18 protein-coding genes and 1 tRNA gene are annotated in these 21,074 nt (G+C 68.9%); 3 read left to right on the forward strand and 16 right to left on the reverse strand.

Features of this window, described 5'->3' with window-relative positions; all coding sequences use genetic code 11:
- Positions 1–41: 41 nt before the first annotated feature.
- Positions 42–1,421 (reverse strand): cystathionine beta-synthase, encoded by a 1,380-nt coding sequence (locus AB0B89_RS11965; protein ID WP_358551363.1) that lies wholly within the window; start codon positions 1,419–1,421, stop codon positions 42–44.
- Positions 1,422–1,733: 312 nt separating this feature from the next.
- Here AB0B89_RS11965 and AB0B89_RS11970 point away from each other — a divergent pair, with 312 nt between their 5' ends.
- The 3 genes from AB0B89_RS11970 to AB0B89_RS11980 all read left to right on the forward strand — a co-directional run bounded on the left by AB0B89_RS11970 (position 1,734) and on the right by AB0B89_RS11980 (position 5,510).
- Entirely contained in the window at positions 1,734–2,708 is a 975-nt protein-coding gene (locus tag AB0B89_RS11970; protein ID WP_358551365.1) for an SGNH/GDSL hydrolase family protein, read from the forward strand.
- 51 nt (positions 2,709–2,759) lie between these two features.
- Positions 2,760–4,127, forward strand: a complete 1,368-nt coding sequence (locus tag AB0B89_RS11975) for a hypothetical protein (RefSeq protein WP_358551367.1) — start codon at positions 2,760–2,762, stop codon at positions 4,125–4,127.
- Positions 4,128–4,289: 162 nt separating this feature from the next.
- Positions 4,290–5,510 carry an acetyl-CoA C-acetyltransferase gene (locus tag AB0B89_RS11980; protein WP_358551369.1) on the forward strand — a complete coding sequence of 407 codons (1,221 nt, stop codon included), beginning with the start codon at positions 4,290–4,292 and terminating at the stop codon, positions 5,508–5,510.
- On the opposite strand, the gene AB0B89_RS11985 is transcribed toward AB0B89_RS11980, so the two are convergent.
- From AB0B89_RS11985 to AB0B89_RS12055, 15 genes are all read right to left on the reverse strand, one after another.
- On the reverse strand, positions 5,507–5,917 hold the full coding sequence (locus AB0B89_RS11985; protein ID WP_358551371.1) for a PPOX class F420-dependent oxidoreductase: 411 nt from the start codon (positions 5,915–5,917) through the stop codon (positions 5,507–5,509). The genes AB0B89_RS11980 and AB0B89_RS11985 overlap by 4 nt on opposite strands.
- A 79-nt stretch (positions 5,918–5,996) precedes the next feature.
- Positions 5,997–6,230 carry a DUF4287 domain-containing protein gene (locus AB0B89_RS11990; protein WP_358551373.1) on the reverse strand — a complete coding sequence of 78 codons (234 nt, stop codon included), beginning with the start codon at positions 6,228–6,230 and terminating at the stop codon, positions 5,997–5,999.
- Between the two features lie 195 nt (positions 6,231–6,425).
- Positions 6,426–7,214 carry a Bax inhibitor-1/YccA family protein gene (locus AB0B89_RS11995; protein WP_358551375.1) on the reverse strand — a complete coding sequence of 263 codons (789 nt, stop codon included), beginning with the start codon at positions 7,212–7,214 and terminating at the stop codon, positions 6,426–6,428.
- An 828-nt stretch (positions 7,215–8,042) separates the two neighbouring features.
- Positions 8,043–8,115: transfer RNA gene (locus AB0B89_RS12000), tRNA-Leu, on the reverse strand.
- A gap of 229 nt (positions 8,116–8,344) precedes the next feature.
- Complete coding sequence (locus tag AB0B89_RS12005) at positions 8,345–9,703, reverse strand: NAD(P)/FAD-dependent oxidoreductase (protein WP_358551377.1); 1,359 nt, start codon at positions 9,701–9,703, stop codon at positions 8,345–8,347.
- 178 nt (positions 9,704–9,881) lie between these two features.
- Positions 9,882–10,676 (reverse strand): uracil-DNA glycosylase, encoded by a 795-nt coding sequence (locus tag AB0B89_RS12010; protein WP_358551379.1) that lies wholly within the window; start codon positions 10,674–10,676, stop codon positions 9,882–9,884.
- Between the two features lie 93 nt (positions 10,677–10,769).
- On the reverse strand, positions 10,770–13,145 hold the full coding sequence (locus tag AB0B89_RS12015; RefSeq protein WP_358551381.1) for a glycoside hydrolase family 3 N-terminal domain-containing protein: 2,376 nt from the start codon (positions 13,143–13,145) through the stop codon (positions 10,770–10,772).
- 8 nt (positions 13,146–13,153) lie between these two features.
- Complete coding sequence (locus AB0B89_RS12020) at positions 13,154–13,972, reverse strand: carbohydrate ABC transporter permease (protein WP_358551383.1); 819 nt, start codon at positions 13,970–13,972, stop codon at positions 13,154–13,156.
- A complete protein-coding gene (locus AB0B89_RS12025; RefSeq protein WP_358551405.1) occupies positions 13,969–14,835 on the reverse strand; it encodes a sugar ABC transporter permease in 867 nt (288 codons plus the stop codon). Before AB0B89_RS12025 ends, AB0B89_RS12020 begins: the two co-directional genes overlap by 4 nt.
- Before the next feature lie 77 nt (positions 14,836–14,912).
- Positions 14,913–16,235, reverse strand: a complete 1,323-nt coding sequence (locus AB0B89_RS12030; RefSeq protein ID WP_358551385.1) for an extracellular solute-binding protein — start codon at positions 16,233–16,235, stop codon at positions 14,913–14,915.
- A 355-nt stretch (positions 16,236–16,590) separates the two neighbouring features.
- On the reverse strand, positions 16,591–17,514 hold the full coding sequence (locus AB0B89_RS12035; protein ID WP_358551387.1) for a Ppx/GppA phosphatase family protein: 924 nt from the start codon (positions 17,512–17,514) through the stop codon (positions 16,591–16,593).
- Between the two features lie 55 nt (positions 17,515–17,569).
- Positions 17,570–18,109 carry a DUF501 domain-containing protein gene (locus tag AB0B89_RS12040; protein ID WP_358551389.1) on the reverse strand — a complete coding sequence of 180 codons (540 nt, stop codon included), beginning with the start codon at positions 18,107–18,109 and terminating at the stop codon, positions 17,570–17,572.
- 60 nt (positions 18,110–18,169) lie between these two features.
- Positions 18,170–18,589, reverse strand: a complete 420-nt coding sequence (locus tag AB0B89_RS12045; RefSeq protein ID WP_358551391.1) for a septum formation initiator family protein — start codon at positions 18,587–18,589, stop codon at positions 18,170–18,172.
- A 56-nt stretch (positions 18,590–18,645) separates the two neighbouring features.
- Positions 18,646–19,923: a phosphopyruvate hydratase gene (eno, locus tag AB0B89_RS12050; RefSeq protein ID WP_358551393.1), complete on the reverse strand. Its 1,278-nt coding sequence runs from the start codon at positions 19,921–19,923 to the stop codon at positions 18,646–18,648.
- 184 nt (positions 19,924–20,107) lie between these two features.
- Entirely contained in the window at positions 20,108–21,073 is a 966-nt protein-coding gene (locus tag AB0B89_RS12055) for a MazG family protein (protein WP_358551395.1), read from the reverse strand.
- Between the last annotated feature and the right edge of the window lies 1 nt (position 21,074).

Here is a 21,074-nt window from a genome sequence, read left to right on the forward strand (position 1 = left end):
GTCGTCTTAGACGCTCGCTGCGCTCGCGAGGCTGTGTCGTCTTAAACGCTCGCTGCGCTCGCGAGGAAGGCGAGCAGGTCCTGCCTGGTGATCAGGCCGATCGGCTTGCCGTCGTCGAGGACCACGGTGGCGTCGGCCTTCTCCAGCGCCTCGATGGCCACCGAGACGGGCTCGCCCGAGCCGATCATGGGGAGCGGTGCCGACATGTGCTCCTCGATCGGGTCCTCTCCGCGCACCTTGCCCCGGTAGAGGGCTTCCAGCAGGTCGCGCTCGACGATCGAGCCGACCACCTCGGCCGCCATGACCGGGGGCTCCTCCTTCATGACGGGGAGCTGCGACACGCTGTACTCGCGCATGATGGCGATGGCCGTGCTCACCGACTCGTGCGGGTGGGTGTGCACGAACTCGGGAAGCCCGGGGTTCTTGCGGCCGAGCACGTCGCCGACCAGCCCTTCCTCGCTGGCGGAGGTCAGGAAGCCGTAGTCGGCCATCCAGTCGTCGTTGAAGATCTTGGACAGGTAGCCGCGCCCGCCGTCCGGCAGCAGGACGACCACGACGGCGTCGGGCCCCGCCTCGGCCGCCACCTTCAGCGCCGCCACGACCGCCATGCCGCAGGAACCCCCGACGAGCAGGGCCTCCTCGCGGGCCAGGCGGCGGGTCATGCCGAAGGAGTCCTTGTCGGAGACCGCGATGATGCGGTCGGCGACCGTGGTGTCGTAGGTGGCGGGCCAGATGTCCTCGCCGACGCCCTCGACCAGGTACGGCCGCCCGGAGCCGCCGGAGTAGACCGAGCCCTCGGGGTCGGCGCCGATGATCTGGACCCGGCCGCCGGAGACGTCCTTGAGGTAGCGGCCGGTGCCGCTGATCGTGCCGCCGGTGCCCACCCCGGCGACGAAGTGGGTGATCCGCCCGTCGGTCTGGTCCCAGATCTCCGGGCCCGTCGAGTGGTAGTGGCTGGCGGGGTTCTCCGGGTTGGAGTACTGGTCGGGCTTCCAGGCGTTCGGGATCTCGCGCGCCAGCCGGTCGGACACCGAGTAGTAGGACTCGGGGTGGTCGGGCGAGACCGCCGTCGGGCAGACGACCACCTCGGCGCCGTACGCGCGCAGCACGGCGATCTTGTCCTGGGCCACCTTGTCGGGCACGACGAACAGGCAGCGGTAACCCCTGTCCTGGGCCACGATCGCCAGCCCGATGCCCGTGTTGCCGGACGTGGGCTCCACGATCGTGCCGCCGGGGCGCAGCGCTCCGGAGCGCTCGGCCGCCTCCACCATGCGCAGCGCGATGCGGTCCTTCACCGAGCCGCCCGGGTTGAAGTACTCGACCTTCGCCAGGACCTGTGCGGATATGCCGGCCGTGACCTTGCGGAGCCGTACGAGCGGGGTGTCGCCCATGAGCTCGATGAGCGAGTCGTGTACGCGCACCGGGAATAACACCTCATTTGCCGAAGCTTTGTCAGCTTGCCGATGCCGGACAACCGATGGGTGATCTCGCGTCCGGCGGGTTTCAACTCCTCACCGTACCGCCACGACTACCACACCAAGGGACAGGCGTCCGCGAGTCGCGCCACCACGAATCAGAACGGCCGCGATCATAGTGGTCAGGACCGTGATCAGACCACGAAACCAGCTACAAACCAACACATATGACCACTGGAACCCCGATAGGAACCACGACGAAGGTACAGGGATCAGGAAGGGACGACAGTAGTGATGTGGACGCCGGGAAGGGCACGAGTGGCCCGCCGTATCGCGACCGCGGCCGCCTTGGGCAGCGGGGGCGTCACCGCGCTCGGAGCGGCCGTCTACGGCCTGCTGATGGCCGAGGCGATGCTCGCGAGAAGGATCGTCGGCCGCCCGCACGGGATGGAAGGACCCCCTTCCGACGGCATCTACGGGGAGTGGCCGGGTCACGGCGAGGGGCCCGCCGAGCCCATCAAGCTGGCCATGCTCGGCGACTCGACCTCCGTGGGGCTCGGCATGACCGACCCGTCCACGACCCCCGCGGTGCTGCTGGCCAACGGCCTGGCCTCGATCGCCGAGCGCCCCGTGCGGCTGGGCGTCTTCGGCAGGTCGGGCGCGGGGTCGGCCGACCTCGCCCTCCAGGTCGACCGGGCGCTCAAGACGCGCCCCGACATCGCCGTGATCTTCGTGGGCGCCAACGACGTCACCACCCAGACCAAGCCGGCCGAGGCCGTACGGCACCTGCGGAACGCGGTGCGGCGGCTGCGCGAGGTGGGCGCGGAGGTGGTCGTGGGCACCTGCCCCGACCTCGGCACGATCAGGCCGATCGGCCAGCCGCTCCGGTGGGTCACACGGCGGTGGAGCCGCCAGCTCGCCGCGGCGCAGACGGTCGGCGTGATCGAGGAGGGCGGTCGCACGGTGGCGTTCGCGGACGTCCTCGGCCCGGAATTCGCCTCATACCCGGGCGAGATGTTTGGACCTGATCGATACCACCCATCTGCGCGAGGTTACCAACGGTCCGCTTACGTAGTGCTACCTTCTGTATGCGCCGCGTTGGGGTTGTGGCCCGAGCCTGAACCCGAGCGTGGCGAGGGATCGCAATCGATTTACCTCGCGGCGGCCATCGCCGCGGAGGAGTCCGGCACCGAGGTCACCGCGACCCGCGTCGCCGGCCGAGCGACCGGCCCCCAAGGAAGGTGGGCCACGATACTTCGCCGCCGGCCAGGGACGATGCCTCGCAGCGCCTGAATCCGGTCACCCTCCGCGACGCAGCCGTCACTCTGCCCGCATTGGAGTGGAATGCCCGTGATCCGGCCATTAGCGAAACCGGCTCTGTCCCTTGCCGGGGCCCTCGCCGGGGTCCTCGCCCTGGCTGGGTGCTCCAGCAGCAAGGTGGCCATCGAGGAGACCCATCCGACCTGGCTCAACGGCCAGGTGAACGCCGTCAGCCGCGCCACCGTGGCCGCAGGCGTGGCCGCCGTGACCTCCTTGAAGCCGGACGGCACGCTGGAGACCGCCGCTCTCGACCTCACCGGCGGGAGACGCCTGTGGGCCCACCCCGCGACGATCGCCGGGCGCCTGCCCGGCATGGGGGTGCAGCCACCCGCCGCGGTCGAGACCGGCCCCGGACAGGGGGTCGTCGCGGCCATCGACCCCGCCAAGCGGGGCAGGTGGAACGCGACGCTGATCGTCCGTGACGCGCGCACCGGGCAGAGGAAGTGGTCCAGGCCCGTCCAGTCGACCTTCGGCCCGCAGCGGTGCGGCCCCTACCTGTGCATGTCCGAGAACACCGCGCTGGCCTCGGCCCGCATGGTCGTCCTCGACCCTCTCACCGGCAAGCTCCTGTGGACGCTTCCGGGCATCAGCGAGGTGGAGTGGTCCGATCCGTCCAGGGTCGTCATGCTCCGCATGGCCAGGCACCCCGTCCTGTCGGCCCACGACCTGAAGTCCGGGGCTCCGGTGTGGCAGTTACCCGTGGAGCAGGCCCTCAACCCCGGCATCGACCTGTCCGGCGGCTGGGCCTTCGGCACGGCCGGGGAGAACCTCGTCGGCTACGTCGCCCCCTACACGAACCCGAAGAAGAACAAGACCTCGGCCTTCGGTCTCTTCTCGGTCAAGCTCGCCGACGGCACGGTCAACTGGCTGCGCCCCTCGGTCGTACGCGTCTATCCGAGCGGGAGCCCCGGCTTCGCGCCCGTGGTGCGGCCCATCGACGATCAGGGCCAGTACGGCGGCTTCGCACGGCTCGATCCCGGATCGGGCCGCGTGATCGGTCAGATCGCCGCCGACCAGGTGCCGGGCGCCGGCTGGTGGCTCGCGTTCCCCAAGGACATGGGCAGGCTCGACTTCCTCAAGCCCAACGGTTCCGGCTCCGCGTTCGACCTGCCCTCCGGGCAGCCCGCCCCCGTGAAGGACCAGCGCGGCTGGTCGTTCTGCGTCACCGACCCGAAGCCGCTTCCGCTGGCCGGACAGCCCCAGGGCTTCTACTCCGTGGCCTCCCTGTGCGAGTTCGACCTGGCGACCGGCAAGCGCGTGCCCGGCTCCCCGGGGGTCCCGCCCGCGTGGTTCACCGGCAGCCAGGACGGCTGGCGCCTCTGGCGTGACGAGAAGGGGGCCATGCACGCCGTCAGGGACGGCTCCGGCACAGCTCCCGGCATGTACGGCTGAGGTCGGGGGTCACCCCGTTCAGGGCCTCGTGATTCGTCCACGGGGCCCTTCTCCTGCTTGCCGTACATAGTTCTGTTTCTTGGTGCCCCGGGGCGTGGCATCCGCGCTACCGCACGGTAACCTCCGCTGAAGGGAGCCCTGTCACGAACCCAGGAGAGCCAGATGCCCGAGGCAGTAATCGTCGCGACCGCACGTTCGCCGATCGGCCGCGCCTTCAAGGGGTCGCTCAAGGACATCCGTCCCGACGACCTGACCGCTCAGATGATCAAGGCCGCGCTGGACAAGGTCCCCCAGCTCGACCCCAACGACGTCAACGACCTGATGCTGGGCTGCGGCCTGCCGGGCGGCGAGCAGGGCTTCAACCTGGCCCGCGTGGTTTCCGTACTGCTCGGCCTCGACCGCGTCCCGGGCACCACGGTCACCCGTTACTGTTCCTCTTCGCTGCAGACGACCCGCATGGCGTTCCACGCCATCAAGGCGGGCGAGGGCGACGTGTTCATCTCCGCGGGGGTCGAGACCGTCTCCCGCTTCGTCAAGGGCAACTCAGACTCGCTGCCCGACACCACCAACCCCCTGTTCCTGGACGCCAAGGCGCGCACCGACGCCGGAGCCGAGGGCGGCGGCCCCGAGTGGCACGACCCGCGCCAGGACGGCCAGTTGCCCGACGTCTACATCGCCATGGGCCAGACCGCCGAGAACGTCGCCGGCATCAAGGGCGTCAGCCGCAGGGAGCAGGACGAGTTCGGCGTCCGCTCGCAGAACCTCGCGGAGAAGGCCCTGGCCAACGGCTTCTGGGAGCAGGACATCACGCCGGTGACCCTGCCGGACGGCAGCGTGGTGAGCAAGGACGACGGGCCGAGGCCCGGCACCACCTACGAGGCCGTCTCCCAGCTCAAGCCGGTGTTCCGGCCCGACGGCACGGTCACGGCGGGCAACTGCTGCCCGCTGAACGACGGCGGCGCCGCGGTGATCGTGATGAGCGACGTGAAGGCGGCCGAGCTGGGTATCACGCCGCTGGCCCGCATCGTCTCGACCGGCGTCACCGGCCTGTCCCCCGAGATCATGGGCCTCGGACCGGTTGAGGCGTCCCGCCAGGCGCTGGCCCGGGCCGGCATGTCGATCGGCGACGTCGACCTCGTCGAGATCAACGAGGCGTTCGCCGCCCAGGTCATCCCGTCGTACCAGGAGCTCGGCATCGACATCGACCGGCTCAACGTCAACGGTGGCGCCATCGCCGTCGGGCACCCGTTCGGCATGACGGGCGCCCGGATCACCTCCACGCTGATCAACGGCCTGCGCTTCCACGACAAGGCCATCGGCCTGGAGACGATGTGCGTCGGCGGCGGCCAGGGCATGGCCATGGTGCTGGAGCGCCTGAGCTAGCCGCGGATGTCGGGACCGGCGCGGGTGATGTCGACACGGATGAGGACGTGCCGGTCCCGGACCATGGCCGCGCGGAAGTCGTCCCAGTCGGGGTGCTCGCCGGAGATGCTCCGGTAGTACTCGACCAGGGGCTCTACCGCCTCGGGGACGGAGAGGACCTCGGCGGTACCGTCAATCTGGATCCATTCGCCGATGAAGGCGTCGGTGGTCACGCACAGCGTGAGGTTGGGGTTGGCGCGAAGGTTGCGGGTCTTGACCGCGGTCTCGGCCGTGCTGATGAGGGGACGGCCGTCGGCGTCGATGCCGACGCCCACCGGCGAGGTCTGGGGGCGGCCGCTGGGATTCCAGGTCAGCATCACCGCGCGGTGGTTGTTCCTGATGAACTCACGAGCCTTGTCGAGATCCATATCTCCATGGTCCATGTCGTGGCAACAGGATCGCGCCCACGTCATCGCGATGACGTGGGCGCGCTAGGCAGGCAGGGACTTACATGAAGCCCATGCGGGAACGGCGCTGCCGCTCGTGCTCGATCACGATCGCCGCGGCGTAGCCGTGGGTCAGCCCGTGCTCGTCGGCGAGCCAGTTGGCCCGTTCGTCGCACCGTAGGAAAGCCGGGCCGTTGTCGATGGCTTGGAACCACTCTGGGAGTGCGCGTCCGGTGATGTCCGGAACCCTGGCAATCAGCTTGTTCTGCGTCTCCGGTGAGTGGTTCAACGACATGGGCACCTCCATGAGTGAAGCCTCTTTTGCTAGACACTGCATCACCAGCCCCGTGATGGCAAGCCCTGAATGGCCAGCCTTCTCTTACACGAGGTAGATCATTAGTCGCTGTGTGTGGGCTTACCCAACGGTTCCACGGCCATGCCAAAGGAAATCGGCCGACCGGAACCCGGTGGTCGCTCCTCTGCCGAGGATCTAGTCGTTGTTGAAGAAGTAGCTGATGAACCGGAGGATCTCCAGGTAGAGCCAGACGAGGCTCACCGTGAGGCCGAACGCCATCAGCCAGGAGTACTTCTCGGGGACGCCGGCGCGCACGCCCTGCTCCACCGCGTCGAAGTCGAGCAGCAGGAAGAAGCAGCCGAGCAGGATCATCGCGACGCTGAAGATCCAGCCCATGGGGCTGTCGGTGCGCAGCCCGAGACCGCCGGAGGTGAAGATGCTGACGATCCAGTTGAGGAGCATCAGCCCGACCGCGGCGAAGCCCGCGGCGACGACGAACTTGGTGAACTTCGGCGTCGGCCGGAAGATCTTGAGCGCGTACACCGCGAGCACGCCCGCGAACGCCACCATCGTGCCGAGGACGGCCTGGAAGACGATGCCGGAGTACACGTCGTTGTACATCTTGCTGATCACGCCGATGGCGAGGCCGTAGGCCACGGAGTAGCCGAGGATCAGCGCGGGGTTCGTGCTCTGCCGGAACGAGACGATCAGGCCGAGCACCAGGCCGACGATCACCGCGGGCACGGCGATGGCCATGCCGAGGTTGAGGTACCAGGCCAAAGCCGCGGTCACCACCAGGGTGCCGAGCGTGATGAACCCGCGTACGACGACGTCGTCGATCGTCATGGGACGCGTCGCGGTGGGTGGGGCGTACGAGGGGGCGTTGTACATGTTCTGCAAGTACTCGGGGCTCGCCGCGGGACCGCCCCAGGTCTGACGATTGTTCGGCCCCAGTTTGCTCAGGACCGGGTTCCTGCTCTGCATCACTGCCTCCACTGCGACCTGCGATCAGCCTGTTCGGTCGAGCCTCACAGGGAGTGCCGCCTGTAGCACATAGCTTTACATCTGTTCTGGCGGTCAGGATGGCCCCTGACGTGTTTTCACCGCGAGATCCCGGCACACCGAGATCCAACGGCAACGGATACAACGACCAGGCCCGCGTCCGAGTTCCGGCCCCCCAGATCGCGTTTCACGCACCTCTACGGCTCCACGGCGGGACTGCGGGGTGGCGGGTGGCGGTGCCGCCCGCGACGTGGCGCGCGGCCGGTGGCGGAGGTGCCGCCCCGCCACAAGCCCCGAGTGGTGGGTTTCGTCCTGACCGATATCCCGATGACTAGGTGGACTTTTCATGAGTGTCGAGAACTAAACCCTTTCCCCGAGCTCAGGGGCCGTTACTGCTCCGCTCCCATTACCGTCCGTGCGACTGGTTTAGAGCGGGTCCGCCGAATGGCTCCCATGCGAGGGGAGGATGAGGGCGGTGGTGGCCCCGCCCCCGCTTTGTCCCGCGGGTGTTCCGGCGCGACGGCGCCCGCCCGACGCGAGCCGCGCGGTTCGATTCCCGGGGCTCGTACGGCCGCGCCTGCGCTCCGCGCGGGACGATGTGCGGCTGATCACCACCTAGGCGAAGGCGGCAGCGGCCGGTCGCGGGAAATCGGCACGGAATGGTAACGATTCGCGTAGGCGGTGCGGTGACCCGGTGTTTGACCCGATCGGGACCGCAGCGATAAACCTTCGCGACCTGAGGCGAACCCACAAGGATATAGGTCCGCGAGCGTGTTACCGCCATCGGGCGTTTCATATAGTCGGCAGAGGTGCCCCCGGTGGGACTCGAACCCACACTGGAACCCTTTTAAGGGGTTTGCCTCTGCCATTGGGCTACGGGGGCGCCGTAATCATACGTAACGGACCACACTTGCGTAACGGGTCAGAGCCCACGTCTCTGCTCTTCCTTCCGTAGTGCGCAAGATAACGGTATACGTCACGCGCCCCCGTGACTCGGGCAATGAACAACAGACCGCTCAAGTAGCCCAAATTCACCACGTCACCCCTGTTAGGCCTTAAGAGAACAGTACGGCCCGCGCCCAAGCATTGCGGCGCGAGCCGTACCTAACCCGTCAGCCTGTGGCGGCCGCCGCCTTGAACTCGTCGCGGGGGGACTCGATCTCCCCGAGTGAGACGGTCTCCCGCTTGAAGAAGAGGGCGAGCGTCCAGTCGGCCACCACGCGGACCTTGCGGTTCAACGTAGGCACCCGGGACAGATGGTAGGTGCGGTGCATGAACCACGCAGGGAATCCGTGAAGCTTGACACCGTAGACGTTCGCCACCCCCTTGTGGAGACCGAGCCCCGCGACCGACCCGGCGTACTTGTGCCGGTACTCGACCAGGGGACGTCCCTGCAGGTGGCGGACGATGTTGTCGGCGAGCACCTTGGCCTGCCTCACGGCATGCTGCGCGTTGGGCGCGCAGTACTGGCCGGGATTGGTCACGTCGGGCACGCCCGCCACGTCACCGGCCGAGAAGGCGCCCTGGACGCCGGCGACGGTGAGTTTCGTGGTCGTCTTGATCCGGCCGCGCTCGTCGAGAGGCAGGTCACCGGCGTTGACGACGGGACTGGCCTTGACCCCGGCGGTCCACACGATCGTGGCCGACTCGAAGGTGTCGCCGTCCGAGAGGACCACTTCGCCCCCCTCGCAGGACTTCAGAAGGGTCTGCATCTTGACCTCGATGCCCCGCTTGCGCAGTTCCTCCAGGGTCCACTTGCCCATCTCGGGGCCGACCTCGGGAAGGATGCGGTCGCTGGCCTCCACGAGCACCCAGCGAAGGTCCTTCTCGCTGAGGGTGTCGTAGTACTTCACCGCGTCCCTGCCCATGTCCTCAAGCTCGGCCAGGACCTCGACGCCCGCGAAACCGGCGCCGACCACGACGAAGTTGAGCGCCCGCCGGCGCACCAGCTCGTCGTCGGTGGAGTCCGCCCGGTCGAAGAGGGCGAGAACGCGGTTGCGCAGTGCGATGGCCTCACCGACCGTCTTGAACCCGATCGCGGCGTCCGCGAGCCCCGGGATGGGCAGCGTGCGCGAGATGGAGCCGGCAGCCATGACGATGACGTCGTACCCGATCTCCTCGCTCGGGCCCGCCGCGGGCTGGAACGTCACGGACCTGTTCGCGTGATGGACCTTGGTGACCTTGCCGTTGAGGATCCGGACGTCGGACAGCACCCGGCGCAGCGGCGTGACGACGTGACGCGGGGACAGGTTGCCCGCCGCGGCCTCGGGGAGGAAGGGCTGGTAGGTCATGTAGGACTGCGGGTCGATGACCGTGATCCGCACGCTTCCGGACTTCAGCTGGCGGCGCAGGGAGCGCTGAAGCCGGAGCCCCGTGTAGAGACCGACGTACCCTCCGCCGACGATGAGGATGTGCTTGGCCTTCTGGTCCACCTGAGTGCCCCTTCGTGGCATGGTCGCTTGTGAAACCATTCACAAGGCTACGTCACGAGAGGGTCTCAGCGCCAATCCCTTAATCCGCAACTATGGAGCTATTTCCGATCTTGTACATCTTTAGCGCGGATTCTATAGGGAAGATCACTCAAACTTTCGCTTAGTGACGGACTTCACTCCGTGAGAGGGTGTCCACCTCCCGGCGCCGCTGTCCGGTTCAGCCGGCCAGCTCCACCGCACGTGCGAAGATCGCGTCGAGCATCGGCTCGGTGACCCTGCCGGTGAACGTGTTCTGCTGGCTCGGGTGGTAGCAGCCCAGCAGGTGGACCGGCGCCGAGCCGTACGAGATCTCCACCTCGGCCCCGTGCCCGAAAGGCGGCCTGCTCTTCGGCAGCGTGTACCCCGCCTCCCGAAGCGCCGGCCAGATCGCCTGCCAGGCGTACCCTCCGAGGGCGACGATGACGCGAAGCGGGTCGGCGACCAGCTCCAGCTCCCTGGTCAGCCAGGGAAAGCAGGCGGCCCGCTCCTCGATGGCCGGCTTGTTCGCCGGTGGAGCGCAGCGTACGGCCGCGACCATGCGGGCACCGAGCAACCGCTGGCCGTCACCCGCGTGCGTGCTGGTCGGAAGGGCCGCCAGCCCGGTGCGGTGAAGAGACGCGAACAGCCAGTCGCCGCTGCGGTCACCGGTGAAGACCCGGCCGGTGCGATTGCCCCCGTGGGCGGCGGGGGCCAGGCCCACAAGAAGGACGCGCGGTTTCTCCTCGCCCCAGCCCGCGATGGGCCTGCCCCAGTAGGTCTCGTTCATGAACGAGCGCCGCTTGACCTCGGCGACCCCCTCGCGCCACTCCACCAGGCGCGGGCACGCCCGGCACACCGACTGCCTGGCGGTCAGCTCGGCGAGCGTACGGCTGGACCGGGCGAGATCGCGAACGTCGGCCGCGGTGTGCGCCACGGGAGTGCCGGGCTCCGCGGGATCCTCCGGCCATCCGCTACCTGGGGGAACGAAACTCATACCATCGATCGTGCCAGGCCGGGGGCGGGAGCGCCCCACCCCACCCACCCGAGCGACCAACCGGCGCGGCACCGTCGCGCTGGGGAAGCCTCGTCATGCGTCCTCGTCCCCGGGGACGGACACGGCGAAGGCGGCGTGGAGGCGGCGGGTGTGGTCGACGTGACGTACCGGCCCGGTGAGCGTGACCGTCGCGGCGAGGCGCGGGTCGGTGCTGGAGGCGCTGAGGCGCAGTTCCAGCTCTCCGGGCTCGACGATCCTCCGGCCCTCGCGACCGGTGAAGGACGCGAGATCGGCGGGCACCGTCACCCGTACGCGGCTCGCCTGCCCGGGGCCGAGCGGCACCCGCGCGTAGCCGATCAGCCGCTGCGTCGGCCGCACCACCGAGGCGACGGGGTCGTGCAGGTAGAGCTGCACGATCTCCGCGCCCTCGCGATCGCCGGTGTTGCGGATGGTGAACGCCAGGCGCAGCTCGCCGTCCGTACCGGCCTCCGAGTCGGCGACCTCCAGGTCCGACCACTCGAATGTGGTGTACGACAGGCCGTGGCCGAAGCCGAAGGCCGGCGTCGGGTCGATGTTGGACACCTCGCTGACCTGCGCCAGCCGCGCCGAGAGGTAGGTGGACGGATGCACACCCGGCCGGCGGGGGACGCTCACCGGCAGGCGTCCGGACGGATTGACCCGCCCGCTCAGCACACCCGCGATGGCCGAGGTGCCCTCCTGGCCGGGGAAGAACGACTGGACGATCGCGGCCGAGCCGCCGGCGGCGTCGCCGAGCGCGTACGGCCTGCCCGCGAGGAGGGTGGTCACCACCGGCGTCCCCGTGCCGATGAGGGCGTCCAGCAACCCCTGCTGGACGCCCGGCAGGGCCGTGGACTCGGCGTCGCATCCCTCGCCGCTGGTGCCCCGCCCGAACAGCCCTGCCCGGTCGCCGAGCGCGGCCACGACGACGTCCGCGCCGCGGGCCAGCTCGACCGCCTCGGGGAAGCCGCCGGTGTCCAGGCCGTCGACGGTGGTCCCGGGCGCGGTGACGATCTCGGTGCCGGGGAACTCGGCCGCCAGCGCCTCGCGAAGCGTGGGCAGCCCGATGCGGGTGGGCACGCCGGGGTGGTGAACGAGCACGTGCTGGGGGAAGGAGTAGCAGCCGAGGACGGCCAGCGGGTCGTTCGCGTTGGGACCGATGATCGCGATCTTCCCGGGCCGCCCCAGGGGCAGTGTCCCGTCGTTGCTGAGCAGGACGATGGCCCGCTCGGCGATCCGCCGGGCGATCTCGCGGTTGGCGGGCGGGTCGAGGTCGACCGACCCGCGCACCGCCTCGGGGTCGCTCAGGTCCGCGCCGGCCAGCCCGGACGGCACGGGACTCCAGTCCGGGTCGAGCAGCCCGAGCTGCGCCTTCTGGACCAGCACGCGGCGCAGCGCCCGGTCGATCAACGCCTCGGGGACCTGCCCGGCGGCGATCGCGTCCAGCAGGGGGCCGCCGAACGTCTTCACGGTGGGCAGCTCCACGTCCACCCCCGCGACGAGCGCGGCACCCGCCGCCTCGGCCCAGGTGCCCGCCATGCCGTGCAGCGTCTTGAGGAAGGCGATGCCGAAGTAGTCGGCCACCACTGTGCCGCCGAAGCCCCACGTGTCGCGCAGCAGCCCGGTCAGCAGCCACTCGTCGGCCACGGCCGGCATGCCGTCGGTGTCGGTGTAGGCGTGCATGACCGACCGTGCGCCGCTCTCGCGCACCGCCATCTCGAACGGCAGGAGGATCACGTCGGCGCGCTCGCGGGGGCCCATCGCCACGGGGGCGAGGTTGCGCCCGGCCACGGAGGCCGAGTACCCGGCGAAATGCTTGAGCGTGGCGACGATGCCCGCCGACTCCAGGCCCTGGATGTAGGCGGTGGCGATGGTGCCGACCAGGTACGGATCCTCCCCGATGGTCTCCTCGACCCGGCCCCAGCGGGCGTCGCGCACCACGTCGAGCACGGGGGCGAGACCCTGGTGTACCCCGACGGATCGCATGTCGCGGCCGATGGCGCCCGCCATCTCGCGGATCAGCGCGGGGTCGAAGGTGGCGCCCCACGACAGCGGCACCGGATAGGCCGTGGCGCCCCACGTCGCGAAGCCGGCCAGGCACTCCTCGTGGGCCAGCGCGGGGATGGCGAACCGGTTGGCGCGGGTGATCCGCTCCTGGGTTCTGAGCAGCGACAGCGCGCCGATCGCCGGATCCACGGGAGCCGTGCCGAAGGGGCGGGTCAGCTGTCCGAGACCGTTGGGCAGCAGGCCGTCCAGGTCGACCGCCTCTTCCATGTCGTGCTGGTGCGGCGCGACCTCCCCGCCTTCGCGGGAAGCGCCGACCCAGACGCCGAAAAGCTGCGCGACCTTCTCCTCCACGGCCATCTCCGCGATGAGGCCGTCGACGCGGGTCTCAGCGTCCTGAGCGGGGTCCTGCCAGATGGGAGTGGCGGGGTCTGTCTCAACGGACACGATGGGGGTCACTTTCCTCCGACGCCCATCAGCCCCTGTACCAGGGCGCGACGGGCGAACAGATAGACGAGCAGGATGGGGACCATGGACAGCATGACCGCGGCCAGCAGTCCGGGGATGTTGATCCCGTACTGGGTCTGGAAGTCGTACAGGCCCATGGTGATGAGCTTGGTGGAGTTCGACTGGGTGAGCACCAGCGGGAACAGGAAGCCATTCCACGCCTGGAGCGCCGAGAACACCACGATCGTGGACAGCCCGCCCTTGGACAGGGGGAGGACGAGCCGGAGGAACGTGCGCCCCGGCGAGGCGCCGTCGATCGCCATGGCCTCGTAGAGGTCCGGCGTGATGTCACGCATCACCCCTGACAGGACCAGCGTGGAGACCGGCAGGGCGAACGCCGCGGTGGGCAGGATGACGCCGATGAGGTTGTCGTACAGCCCCACGGTGCTGATGACGTAGAACACCGGGACGATGACGGCCTGGGCGGGGACGGCGAGGCCCAGCAGGAACATCCGGAACACGACCGAGATCACCCGGCTGCGGCTCCGCACGATCGCGTAGGCCAGTGGCGGAACCAGCAGGAGCACGATGCCGACGACCGCCGCGGTGACGATCACCGTGTTCAGGTAGTACAGCCCGAAGCCGCCCGAGAAGACGTCGACGTAGTTCGACAGGGTCAACGAGCCGGGCAGGCTCAGCGGGCCGCGCTGGCTGTACCCGGAGCGTGTCTGGAGGGTGGCCGAGATCAGCACGTAGATCGGCAGGCCGACGATGAAGAGCCAGACCACCGAGCCCAGTCCGGCCAGGTGGTTCGGGCGGGGCCTCACATGCCCTCCATCGTGCTGCGCATCTTGTCGTAGCCGGAGGCGCGCACGACCACCAGCGAGACGAGCGTGGCGACGACCACCAGGACGAGCGCGATCGCGGAGGCGGCGCCGAACTCGAAGTTGCGGAACCCCTTCTCGTACATGTAGTAGGCGCTGATCATCGTGTCGGTGCCCGGGCCGCCCTGGGTCATGATCAGCACGGTGTCGAACGTGGTCAGACCGCCGACGACCATGAGGATCATCGAGGTGATCATGGCGTTGCGCAGCTGGGGCAACGTGATGTGGAGGAACTGGCGGACGGTCTTGGCGCCGTCGATCTCCGCCGCCTGGTAGAGGACGCGGGGGATGGCCCGCGCGGCGCCCTGGTAGATCAGGGTGTGGAACGGCGTGAACTGCCAGGTGCTCACGAAGACCAGGACGCCGACGGCCGTGGCCTGCGAGCCGAAGAGGTTGCCGCTACCGAACAGCCATCGCACCTCCGCCGGGATGCCGAAGTTCGGGTCGAGGAGTGCCCGCCACAGGACGGACACCGCGGTGGCCGACAGCAGGAGCGGGATGAAGTAGATCACCGAGAGTACGGCCCGGTTGCGCTGGTGACCGGCGGCCCAGACGCCGAGCAGGATGCTCAGCGGCGTCTGGATCACCACGCCGAGCATGGTGAGCAGCAGGCTGAGCCAGAGGCTCTTGATCATTATTGGGTCGTCGAGCAGCGCGGACCAGTTGGCGAGTCCGACGAACTCGGGCGAGCTGAGGCCGTCCCACCTGGTGAAGGACAGGACGGCGACGAGCACGAGCGGAACGATCGCGAAGAGACCGAAGAACAAGGTGGCGGGTATGGCCCAGGCGAAGCCTGGGCGGCCCATTTCGAGCCTGCCCAGGCGTTTGGCGTGCCGCCTGCCGCTCACCGCTGAAGCGATGGTCGTCATGTCGGTGACGGACCTCAGACCGCGGGAAGCGCTTGCATGGCCTGGATGAAGCCGTCGGCGTCGATCTGGCCGTTGAAGAACTGCTGCACGGCCCGGTGGATCGGCTCGATGCCGCTCGGCGGGTAGGCCTGGTCCCAGGAGAGCTGGAACGACGGGGCCTGCTTGACCAGGTTGAACTGGTACTTCAGGTAGTCGGGGCTGGCCGCCTGGTCCAGGAACTTCTCGGTGTTCGTGGTCACCGGCAGGTTGCCGATGTCGAGCTGCGCCTTGACGAACTCGTCCGAGTACATGAGCTTCAGGAACTCGGCGATGGCGTTCGGCGTCTTGGTCTTCTTCAGCACCGAGTAGAAGTTGTTGGTGTTGCCGACGATGTCGTTCGGGTCGCCCTTGCCCCCCGTGATGGTCGGGAAGTTGGTGTAGCCGAGCCCGGTCTTGGCGAAGTCCTCGTTGAAGTCGTTGATCGTCGAGTACTCCCAGGAGCCCATCAGCTCGAAGCCGGCCTTGCCGGTCGCCAGCAGGGTGGGTGAGCCCTGGTCGGTGAACTTCACCGAGTCGAAGTTGTCGCCGAAGGCGCCGGTGTCGATGAGCTGCTTGAGCATGGTCAGCGCCTTCTTGCTGTCCTCGCTCGCCCATGCCTCCTTGTCGCCGTCGAGGGCCTTCTGGAACAGCTCGGGCCCGGCGACGCGGTCGTAGACGTACTCGAACCACATCAGGGTGGGCCACTGGTCGCCGCCGCCGAGCGCGATGGGAGTGACGCCCTTGGCCTTGAGCTTCTGCACGGCCGCGAGCAGTTCGTCCCAGGTCTGCGGCGGGGTGACGCCCGCGTCGGCGAGCACCTTCTTGTTGTTGAACATCAGCACCGGCTGGGTCCCGCGCATCGGGACGCCGTAGGCCTTGCCGTTCACGCTGGCGGTGTTGAACACCGACGGCAGGAAGTTGTCCTTCAGGCCGGGGTTCTTGGCGATGAGGTCGTCGAGCGGCAGCAGCAGGTTCGCGCGGACGAACGGGGCGATGCTGCCCCCGCCCCAGTTGAAGAACACATCCGGCGCCTGGTCGGTGTTGATGATCGTCTGCAGCTTCTGCTGGTAGTCCGCACCCGGGATGGTGTCGAGCACCGCCTTGACCTTCGAGGTCTTGTTGAACGTCTCGACGATCTTCTTCTCGACCTTGTTCGTGGCGTCCCCGTAGACCAGGACGTGGAACTGGCCGGATTCCTCACCGGAGGCGGACGCTCCCGTGTTGCCCGGTTCGCTGCTGTTTCCGCACGCCGACAGGGACAGCCCTAGAGCCAGCACCGCGCCACCACCGGCGGTGCGCATGAACGCGCGTCTCTTCATCTGGAGCCTCTCGAAAGTTTCGAGTTCGTGTCCGAAAGTTATCGTCTACGTGGACAGTAAGGGGCTCGGAGATCGAGATCAACGGTGCAGGGGCACAGCTACCAAACCGTTATCCACAGTGGGTGGTCAGGCTTTTGAGCATGCCGACGGCAGATCCGTCATCACGAGGACCTGGCATGGGGAGGACGCATGGTCGCACGACGTGTCCGAAAGTTTCGGAAACATCTGTGCCTAGGCCGACAGGACGTCGTCGGTCCTGGTCTTCTCGACCGCCATCGTCATCGCCGAGGCGGCAGGCAGGTGTGGGAGATCGGGCAAGACGTACAGAGCCGGGCCATGGTCCAGCCGGTCTTGTCTAAAGAGCGCCGCCGGGAGACAGGCCGTAGGCGATGCCGTCGAGGATGTCGTGCTCGCTGACGACCACTTCGGCGAAGGCGTACCGGCGGAGAAGGCGGGCGAGGATGAGCGCTCCCGCGCCGATCACGTCCACCCGTCCCGGGTGCATGACAGGGATCGCGGCGCGCTCGTCGTGGGTCATGGCGAGGAGCCGCTGGGAGACCTCGTGCACCCGCGCGGACGGGATCCTGGAACCGTGGATCCGCTCAGGGTCGTACGCGTGCAGGTCGAGGGCGATGCCCGCGACCGTGGTCACCGACCCGGCCAGGCCGATGACGGTGCGCGCCCGCTCCACGGGCACCTTGGCGGACACCCGGTCAAGGGCGGCCTCGATGTCGGCGACGGCCGCCTCCACCGCCTGCGGGGAAGCCCCGGACGACAGGTGGCGCTCGGTCAGGCGCACGCAGCCGATGTCGACGGAGATCGCGCTCTCCACGTCGGCGGAGCCGAGCACGAACTCGGTGGACCCGCCGCCGATGTCGACGACCACGACCGGGGTCGCCACGCCGGTGACCCCGGTCGTGGCGCCCAGGAACGAAAGGTGCGCCTCCTCTGACCCGGTGATCACCTCGGGTTCGACGCCGAAGATCTCCCTGACGCCGCTGACGAAGTCGGCGCGGTTCGTGGCGTCCCGGGTGGCACTGGTGGCCACCACGCGCACCCGTGATGCGCCATGCTCCTTGATCAGCTTGGCGTAGCCGCGCATCGCGGTGAACGTGCGTTCCAGCGCCTCGGGCGCGAGCAGCCCGGTCCTGTCGACATCCTGGCCGAGGCGGACGATCTCCATCCGGCGCTCGACCTCGGACAGCTCGTTTCCGGAAATGTCAGCGATGAGGAGGCGGACGGAGTTCGTGCCACAGTCGATCGCCGCCACGCGGGTCATGAACCCCTCCCCAAGAGCTTCACCGAAACCGGCGCCGGTGTGATCGACCTTCGCGTCATGCGTCCTCCCCTGGAACCACACAGGGGCCATCGCACCACCATTCGGGCAGCGCGTCGAGAGCTTCACGGCCCAGGGGGTTGCTTCCCGGTACGGCCAGCTCGTGCCCCACCAGCGCGTGCAGGCACTTCACCCGGTTGGGCATGCCGCCGGCGCTCTGCATGTCGCGGGGCAGCGGCTCCAGCCCGTCCTCGGAAGCGACCTTGTCCCGCCGCTCGACGTAGCCGGCATGGGCCCTCGCGTAGGCCTCGGCGAGGTCGGGCTCCTCCGCGAGCCTGGCCTGCATCCGCTTCATCAGCCCGGAGGACTCCAGCGTGCCGATGGCAGAGGCCGCCTTCGGGCACGTCAGGTAGTACAGGGTTGGGAACGGGGAGCCGTCGGAGAGCCTCGGAGCCGTCTCCACGACGTCGGGCAGCCCGCACGGGCACCGGTGCGCCACGGCCCGCAGCCCCCTCGGCGGTCGGCCGAGCTGCCGCTCCACGGCCTCCACATCGGCCGGATCCACCAAGGCCGCCTCGCCCGGACCCATCGCGGTCATGTCAGCCCGCTCCACTGTCGTCCACTCCCCCTGAAATACCGTCAACCAGACCACAGGACGTCACGGAGCCGGGGTCCGGCCCGCTTCGACTCGCTGACCGGTGCCTCGGTCGGCCGCCTCGATCGACTCCCAGAGCGTCTGGTACCAGGGTGCTCTGGCCTGAGGCGGTGACCCCGCCTTGGGCTGCTGCTTCGCCTTCTTGGAAAGGTCGAGCAAGACGTAGCACTTCTCGCCGACGCCGCAGTAGTGCAGCCGGGCCCTGGCCTGCTGCCTGATGTACGCGGGATCGTCGAGCCGCTTACTGCGCTCTCCGAGCTCCTGAAGGTCCTTGAGCGCCTGAGCCTGCTGCTTCTCCAGTTGGGCGATCTGGCGCCGCTGTGCGACGTACTCCCGCACAGGATAGGCAAGGCTCATGGCGATCGCGCACACGACCACCGCGAGGATCGCGGCACGTCCCGTCAGCTGCGGTCGTTTCTTCATGATCCTCCCAGGTCCGTACGGCTTGCGCGGATAAGGCGCAAGCCGTACGGAGAAAACTAGCCCCGGAAACGCGGAAAAGCTCCGCGACCCGCGTAGCGGGCGACATCGTCGAGCAGCTCCTCGATGCGGAGCAGCTGGTTGTACTTGGCGACGCGGTCGGACCGCGCGGGAGCGCCGGTCTTGATCTGGCCGCAGTTGGTGGCCACGGCGAGGTCGGCGATCGTGGTGTCCTCGGTCTCGCCGGAGCGGTGGCTCATCATGCAGCGGTAGCCGCTGCGGTGGGCCAGGTCGACGGCGTCCAGGGTCTCCGACAGCGTGCCGATCTGGTTGACCTTGACCAGCAGCGCGTTCGCGGCGCCCTCGCGGATGCCGCGCGCAAGACGCTCGGGGTTGGTGACGAACAGGTCGTCGCCCACGATCTGGACCTTGTCGCCGAGCGAGGTGGTCAGGGCCTTCCAGCCCTCCCAGTCCTCCTCGTCGAGCGGGTCCTCGATCGAGACCAGGGGGTAGGAGCGGACGAGGTCCTCGTAGAAGGCGATCAGCTCGTCCGCGCTGTGGCCCTTGCCGTCGAGGGTGTAGACGCCGCCGGAGTGGAACTCGCTCGCGGCGACGTCGAGCGCCAGCGCGATGTCCTCGCCCGGGACGTACCCGGCCTTCTCGATGGCGACGAGGATCAGGTCGAGCGCGTCGCGGTTGCTCGGCAGGTTGGGCGCGAACCCGCCCTCGTCACCGAGGCCGGTGGCGTAGCCCTTCTGCTTGAGCACGCCCTTCAGCGCGTGGTAGGTCTCGGTGCCCATGCGAAGGGCGTCGGAGAACGTCTCGGCGCCGATCGGAGCGATCATGAACTCCTGGATGTCGACGTTGCTGTCGGCATGCGCGCCGCCGTTGAGGATGTTCATCATCGGCACGGGCAGCACGTGGGCGTTGGGCCCGCCGACGTAGCGGAACAGCGGCAGGTCGGCGCTGTCGGCCGCCGCCTTGGCCAGGGCCAGGGACACGCCGAGGATGGCGTTGGCGCCGAGCCTGCCCTTGTTGGGCGTGCCGTCGAGGTCGAGCATGGTCTGGTCGACCAGTCGCTGCTCCTCGGCGTCGAAGCCGATGATCTCGTCGGCGATCTCGTCCGTGACGTTGAGGACGGCCTTCTGGACGCCCTTGCCGCCGTAGCGCTCGTCACCGTCACGCAGCTCCACGGCCTCGAACTGGCCGGTGGACGCACCACTCGGAACCGCCGCGCGGCCGGTGCTGTAGTCGTCGAGCAGGATTTCTACCTCGACCGTGGGATTCCCACGGGAGTCGAGGATCTCGCGGGCGGTAACGGCCTCGATGGCAGCCACGAAGCGCTCCTAGATCTGTCAGCCCGGGGACGGGCCCCCGGAACCCACCACCACGCCGTCGTGCGCGATGCGGTTGCGGACGGTTTGCCTCATGAGCCTATCGGGCCCTACCCGCCGGTACGGCTGTGCCTCCCGTGAACACGCCACCGGCGACCGCCGACCGTACCAAGGAAGCACGCACGCCCTACGGCTCGCGCTCCGACCGCTCCCAGGTGCGGACGCGGTCGCGGTAGGCGCGGGCGGCGGCACGGAGCTCGGCCTCGGGGTCGAGACCGGCGGCGCGCGCCCGCCGTACGAGATCGAACAGCTCGCGGCCGATGCCCTGGCCCACCGCACGCGCGAGGGCGTCGGGGACCCCCGCGCGCTCGGCGCGGCTCTGGAGCCCCTGGGCCAGGGAGAGCGCGGGCTGGCCCATCGGGACGCCGTCGAGCAGCGACTCCCAGCCCTTCGCGGCGCGCTCGGCGGCCTTGATGGTGTCCCAGTTGTCGCTGACGTCCTCCGCACCGCTGACCACCGTGTCCGAGAACACGTGGGGATGGCGCCGGACCAGCTTGTCGACGATGCCTCCGGCGACGTCGTCCACGTCGAAGCCGCCGTCGCCGGGCGAGCGCTCCTGGGCCACGCGGGAGTGGAACATCACCTGCAGGAGCAGGTCACCCAGCTCCTCGCGCAGGGCGGCGTGGTCGCCTTGCTCGATGGTCTCAAGGACCTCGTACGACTCCTCCAGCAGGTAGGGCACAAGGGACTCGTGGGTCTGCTTGGCGTCCCACGGGCAGTCGCGGCGCAGCCGGTCCATGACGGCCACGAGGTCGAGCAGGCGGGCGCCCGGCAGGTCGTACGAGCCGGGGACCAGCTCGATGACCGGGGGGTCCTCCATGTCGAGCGCGGCGCGGCCGACGGCGCGCATGAACGGCTCGTCGCCGTCCTGCGCGGCGAGCCAGACCAGCGTCGCGTCGAGGCTCTCGCGCGACAGGGCGACCGGGTCGGGCGTCACCACCTCGACCGGGATCCCCTCGTCGGCGAGGTAGGGCAGGAGAGGATGGTCGCCGGAGCCGGTGAGCACCCGGCCGGAGCCGAGGACCGCCCACGCCCGACCGCTCAGCAGGCCTGGGGCCACCCTCGGCGAGGTCGTGACGACGACGAGGGTCATC

Origin of the sequence: Sphaerisporangium sp. NPDC049002 (assembly GCF_040649355.1) — a bacterium.
Lineage (GTDB): Bacteria > Actinomycetota > Actinomycetes > Streptosporangiales > Streptosporangiaceae > Sphaerisporangium.

Coding starts and splice junctions, on each gene's coding strand:
- AB0B89_RS11975 (WP_358551367.1), top strand. CDS start 2,760: ATGCCCGTGATCCGGCCATTAGCGAAACCGGCTCTGTCCCTTGCCGGG.
- AB0B89_RS11985 (WP_358551371.1), bottom strand. CDS start 5,917: ATGGATCTCGACAAGGCTCGTGAGTTCATCAGGAACAACCACCGCGCG.
- AB0B89_RS12035 (WP_358551387.1), bottom strand. CDS start 17,514: ATGACCCGCGTGGCGGCGATCGACTGTGGCACGAACTCCGTCCGCCTC.
- AB0B89_RS12055 (WP_358551395.1), bottom strand. CDS start 21,073: ATGACCCTCGTCGTCGTCACGACCTCGCCGAGGGTGGCCCCAGGCCTG.
- AB0B89_RS11980 (WP_358551369.1), top strand. CDS start 4,290: ATGCCCGAGGCAGTAATCGTCGCGACCGCACGTTCGCCGATCGGCCGC.
- AB0B89_RS12025 (WP_358551405.1), bottom strand. CDS start 14,835: ATGGGCCGCCCAGGCTTCGCCTGGGCCATACCCGCCACCTTGTTCTTC.
- AB0B89_RS12005 (WP_358551377.1), bottom strand. CDS start 9,703: ATGGTTTCACAAGCGACCATGCCACGAAGGGGCACTCAGGTGGACCAG.
- AB0B89_RS12040 (WP_358551389.1), bottom strand. CDS start 18,109: ATGACCGCGATGGGTCCGGGCGAGGCGGCCTTGGTGGATCCGGCCGAT.
- AB0B89_RS12010 (WP_358551379.1), bottom strand. CDS start 10,676: ATGAGTTTCGTTCCCCCAGGTAGCGGATGGCCGGAGGATCCCGCGGAG.
- AB0B89_RS12030 (WP_358551385.1), bottom strand. CDS start 16,235: ATGAAGAGACGCGCGTTCATGCGCACCGCCGGTGGTGGCGCGGTGCTG.
- AB0B89_RS11990 (WP_358551373.1), bottom strand. CDS start 6,230: ATGTCGTTGAACCACTCACCGGAGACGCAGAACAAGCTGATTGCCAGG.
- AB0B89_RS11995 (WP_358551375.1), bottom strand. CDS start 7,214: ATGCAGAGCAGGAACCCGGTCCTGAGCAAACTGGGGCCGAACAATCGT.
- AB0B89_RS12045 (WP_358551391.1), bottom strand. CDS start 18,589: ATGAAGAAACGACCGCAGCTGACGGGACGTGCCGCGATCCTCGCGGTG.